Source organism: Yoonia sp. (assembly GCF_036007805.1).
Lineage (GTDB): Bacteria > Pseudomonadota > Alphaproteobacteria > Rhodobacterales > Rhodobacteraceae > Yoonia.
On sequence record NZ_DASYOK010000046.1, the window covers coordinates 1 to 4,296 of the forward strand.

Sequence of the window (4,296 nt, forward strand, 5' to 3'; positions counted from 1 at the left end):
TCATCCTCGACGTGATCCGTCCCGCAATAGTCGCAGCGGAACGTCTCAACGAAGTCGGGGGGGTAAAGCCAAGTCACCACCCTAACCCCCACGCGACGTACAGCAGAAGGAACGGCAACGCCATGACGCAGATTGCGCCGATCAGGTCAGCAAGAAATTCGCGGATCATGTGTTAGGCTCCTTCGTCAGAAGGTTGTCCGTCATCGCCATTGTCACACCGCGCAAGGGCGTCACGTATTCATCCGCGATGCTGTGCTCAGTGGCGTAGTCAATCGCGCTGGCGATCTTGCCGAGATATTCGCGGGTCACGGCTTCCTCGGGCGAGGGCAGGGCGGCGATAGCCTTGAACACGGACGCAAAAGCCTCCTCTGGCGTGTCGCGCCGTTCGCCAGCAAATCGGCTTCTCATGTCGCTTTCAAGATACGCAGAACCGACTTCCCATACCCCAGTGTCAAACAGTGCCAAATCAAGGCGGATGTAGGGCTGTTTTCCAATGCGCTCCACCAGTGCGCCATTTGCACGGTCAAGGGCGAATTTCATTTCTTCGTTGGTCATAGTTCAAAACTCCGGTTGATTATTCACCACAACGGCAATCGGGCCGGTGGCTGGTTTCGGTTTCGGTTTCGGGGCAGGCTTGGCGCGGGGGATCACGCCAAGCTCGTTAAGGGCAGCGGCGAGCGTTGGGGTCATGCGGCGACGACGCGAATTTCATCGGCGGAGTAAAACATGCTCCACGAACGAGCCTCTGCATCGCACTTTGCCTTGTCGCCGTTGCAATCGGTTGCGACCCACTGACCGTCAAGATTGATCTGAACTGTAAACATCTCAGTATCTCCTATTATCCGGGCATCATCGCCCATGCAAAAACCTTACACACCAGACAAACGACGCGCAAGCCCTTGCGTGAAAAATCTTTGCACAGTACAAATCACCCATGAACACCGCAAAAGACATCTCCGACAAGATCGGACGGGACACAATCATGGCAGCAATGGGCGTCAAAAAACGTGTCGTACAACTCTATGAGCAAGAGGGCGCTTTTCCGGCGTCGTGGTATCTCAAACTGTGCAAGCTGGCCGGTCAAAGCCTGCCCCATTGCGCATTCAAGTTTCAGTAGCCGCCAACACCTCCAGCCAATCGGACAGGGCGTCCCAAGCGCCCTGCCAGCCCAGCGCCACGCACGCGAACGCGCCCGCCTCATGCGCAGTCGTAAGGTATTCCACCTGCCCCGGTTGCCACTTGCTTTGAGTATGATCGAGGCGCTTGATCTCGCACACAAACGCAATCCGTCCAGGTATCACAACATCAGAAGCGCCGGGGGTCATGCCCTCGGCCTTTTGCTTTATCATGCCGCAATGCTGACCACCGCGCAGCTGCTGCTCATTGCGAGGATGCAGCGCCAGCGCACCCCAAGTCTCGGGATACGCCTTGCGCAACTGATTGAAAAACGTGATCTGTTCGGCGCTTTCAAGCGGGCATTTGCCGCGAAACGTCTGGTTTCCGTAGATGGGGAGCGGCAGTTTCTGCAGGTTCACGGTCGGGTTCCTCGTTCAAATTGAGCAGGCGGTAAAAGCCGCTGTCAGGGTCTTTGCGATAGGTGACGGTCGCGGGCTGAGTGGTCAGGGCTTGTGTCGCGGCGTGGAATTTTGCCCATTCATCGCGCTGTTTCCAGCCCTTGCTTTCCGGCACAAACCAAATCGAAAACGACCGATACGGCGTGACAAAATCAACGCGCACCGTCTTGTTGCCGTTGGCCGATACGCCCTCACGAATATCCATGCTGAGGACAGTATCCGTCTGGCGCTGCGTTGGGTCGCGCTTGAGCTGTTTGAACTCCACCCGCAATTTTTCGTTCGGGTCAACGATCTCGGTTTTGCACCGGCAGCAATACCGCGCCGCAATATCGTTCGGCTCTTCGCACTCAGGGCATGGCTTGAACGTCCACCGATAGCCGCAACGCTCATACGTCCCTCCGGGGCCGGTTCGATCCATGCCAAAGCACCGCCGCCCGTAATGCGCAGGCAATGGGCCAAATTCGGTCATGACGCGATTGCCCGCCAAATCAAGGATATAGCCGTTGGCGTCAAACGGCATATCGAGATAGTCCCGATGCGCGGTAAAGCTGTTCTCATATCCGCACTCTGGACACTCGGCGCTGATACCGTCGCCCTTTTCCTTTGCCGTCTTGGCCTCAATCTTCGGATCGAACAAGTCACCATCGGGGAAGTGATCGTCAATATTCGTGGTGTAATCGAGGATTAGGCAGTCTTTCTTTCCGTCATCCAGCCGCAGGCCGCGCCCGATGATCTGCGTGAAAAGACCGGCGCTTTCCGTCTTGCGCAGGATAGCAATGCAATCAACATGAGGCGCGTCGAAGCCGGTTGTGAGCACAGCCACGTTGACTAGGTACTTAATCTGGCGATCTTTGAAGCGCCGCAATATGCTGTCACGTTCGCGCTTTGGCGTGTCGCCCGTCACCAGCGCCGATATCTCAGGCGGCAGGCTTTCCATGACCTCCTTGGCGTGCTGGACGGTCGCGGCGAAGAACATCACGCCTTGCCTGTCGCGGCACTGGTTTACCACATCCGCCACGATCTGCGAGGTAAGCCGACCCTTGCCGTGGTACGCGCGGTCAACATCCGCCTTGTCAAATTTGCCCATCGCGTTCGGCTTCATTGCGCCTGTGTCGTATCCGGTTGCGCCCGGTGATCCGACAAGCGGCGGCGTTAGAAACCCCATTTCGATCAGCGTCGGGGCCGTGATCCGGTCGACCAGCCGCGTGAAATACGGCTCTTTCGTGGCGCTATCGTCGTTCACACGATCATCGGGCCACATCCTGAAAATATACCCGTCCCCCATGCGATACGGCGTTGCTGTGGTGCCGATGACGCGCAGGTTAGGGTTTCCCTCTCGCATGGCGTCAATGATGCTCTTGAGCGTTGGCGTAAGCCCGTGGGCCTCATCTACGATCACGGCGGCATAACCCGCTTTGAAACTGCTGATCCGGTTCTTTACCGTCAACGGAGATCCGAACACGACCTTGTGTCGCAACTCTTTCGCGCCCGCGCTGGCGCTAAACATGCTGGCATTGTTGCCCGTCGCAAGGAACTTCTCGCGGTTCTGGACCACCAATTCCGCAGAAGGCGCAAGGCAAAGCACGCGCTTGCCCGTGGCGCTGTGGATGGTATCGGCAAGCGCCGCGATGATATGGCTCTTGCCCGCTCCGGTGGCGGCTTCAATCAAACAAGGATCTATGCTCGTCTTGACGTGCCGCCACGCGGCGTCGTGGGCGTTTTGTTGATATGGTCTTAGGGGCATTGGCAAACTCCTGTTTTTTGACCTCGGCCAGGTTTACAATATGGATTGCCCGAACGGGGTGGACTTCCTGCAATCGATCAAAGGCCTTGGCGTATTTCGCTGATATGGCCGCGCATTGGGCCGGGGTGGAAGCCGCGCGCAATTCCGCCAGTATCGCATTGGCGTAATCATTCGCGCGGGATTCCTGTTCTGGGGTCACTTCACCTGCCAGCTTTCGCTATCCTTGCCACGGAACGGCTCAAGATCGGCATCAGGGGCATACTTCGCCAGCGCCTTGGCATAGGCAATTGATCCTTTGCGCTTCACCAGCGTGAGATTGCGACCGGCCACACTGGCATCCTTGCCCCCAGACATTTCGACCATGCGAGCAATGATGTCTTTCTTGCGCCCGTTCGCGTTCTCGATAGCCTCTTGCAATTCGTCGTATTCGGCAACAAGTCGCGCGGCTTCCGGCGTGTCGATGATCTTGCGCTTTGGGCCTTCATATTCGGCAGGATCGGCGTCTTTGGCTTTCCACCAAAACGCCATTAGCTTCGGCAGGTTCTCGGTGATCCAGTCACGGTCATATTCAACCGCCTCAAGCAAATGACCACGCGGAGACCATTGAAAGAAATGACACCACTTGCGCCCGGTGACGTATAGTTGCATCTGGACCTGAGCATAGTAATGATGCTGATCAAAAATCGACTTGAATACCGGATCCTCATTCTTGCGCAGGCCAAACGGACACTTGAACTCAACAAGGCTATGATCACCAATGTATCCGTCCGGGCTAACGCCGCTCCAATTCTCGAACGGCACAAACCCGGCTTCAATCACGGTATTGCCGGTCAACATCTCATAAGCGACCTTGGCTTGCGGCTCCATGTTCGTGCCGTATTCCGTCGCCATGTTGCCCTCGAACTCTGACGGCATCCCGTGCATGTCGCGCACGAGAGACCGCAAGCAATCATCCTTGGACTGGTACGGAGCAAGCCC

7 protein-coding genes are annotated in these 4,296 nt (G+C 56.9%); 1 reads left to right on the forward strand and 6 read right to left on the reverse strand.

Features of this window, described 5'->3' with window-relative positions:
* Window positions 1–165 precede the first annotated feature (165 nt).
* Both VGP75_RS02675 and VGP75_RS02680 read right to left on the reverse strand, forming a co-directional pair.
* Entirely contained in the window at window positions 166–555 is a 390-nt protein-coding gene (locus VGP75_RS02675; protein ID WP_327542180.1) for a hypothetical protein, read from the reverse strand.
* 131 nt (window positions 556–686) lie between these two features.
* On the reverse strand, window positions 687–860 hold the full coding sequence (locus tag VGP75_RS02680; protein WP_327542181.1) for a hypothetical protein: 174 nt from the start codon (window positions 858–860) through the stop codon (window positions 687–689).
* Window positions 861–934: 74 nt separating this feature from the next.
* Between VGP75_RS02680 and VGP75_RS02685 the strand changes: the two genes are divergently transcribed.
* Window positions 935–1,117 (forward strand): hypothetical protein, encoded by a 183-nt coding sequence (locus tag VGP75_RS02685; RefSeq protein ID WP_327542182.1) that lies wholly within the window; start codon window positions 935–937, stop codon window positions 1,115–1,117.
* Here the strand turns inward: VGP75_RS02685 and VGP75_RS02690 are convergent.
* From VGP75_RS02690 to VGP75_RS02705, 4 genes are all read right to left on the reverse strand, one after another.
* Window positions 1,104–1,535 (reverse strand): hypothetical protein, encoded by a 432-nt coding sequence (locus VGP75_RS02690; protein WP_327542183.1) that lies wholly within the window; start codon window positions 1,533–1,535, stop codon window positions 1,104–1,106. The two genes, VGP75_RS02685 and VGP75_RS02690, sit on opposite strands and share 14 nt — an antisense overlap.
* Entirely contained in the window at window positions 1,468–3,318 is a 1,851-nt protein-coding gene (locus VGP75_RS02695) for a DEAD/DEAH box helicase (RefSeq protein WP_327542184.1), read from the reverse strand. Before VGP75_RS02695 ends, VGP75_RS02690 begins: the two co-directional genes overlap by 68 nt.
* Window positions 3,236–3,517, reverse strand: a complete 282-nt coding sequence (locus tag VGP75_RS02700; RefSeq protein WP_327542186.1) for a hypothetical protein — start codon at window positions 3,515–3,517, stop codon at window positions 3,236–3,238. Before VGP75_RS02700 ends, VGP75_RS02695 begins: the two co-directional genes overlap by 83 nt.
* The coding region (locus VGP75_RS02705; protein WP_327542185.1) for a lambda exonuclease family protein at window positions 3,514–4,296 on the reverse strand (783 nt) is incomplete at its 5' end. The genes VGP75_RS02705 and VGP75_RS02700, both read right to left, overlap by 4 nt.

What these genes read in the sequence shown, in the direction of transcription:
- VGP75_RS02675 (WP_327542180.1), bottom strand. Translation starts at nt 555, where the DNA reads ATGACCAACGAAGAAATGAAATTCGCCCTTGACCGTGCAAATGGCGCA.
- VGP75_RS02680 (WP_327542181.1), bottom strand. Translation starts at nt 860, where the DNA reads ATGGGCGATGATGCCCGGATAATAGGAGATACTGAGATGTTTACAGTT.
- VGP75_RS02685 (WP_327542182.1), top strand. Translation starts at nt 935, where the DNA reads ATGAACACCGCAAAAGACATCTCCGACAAGATCGGACGGGACACAATC.
- VGP75_RS02695 (WP_327542184.1), bottom strand. Translation starts at nt 3,318, where the DNA reads ATGCCCCTAAGACCATATCAACAAAACGCCCACGACGCCGCGTGGCGG.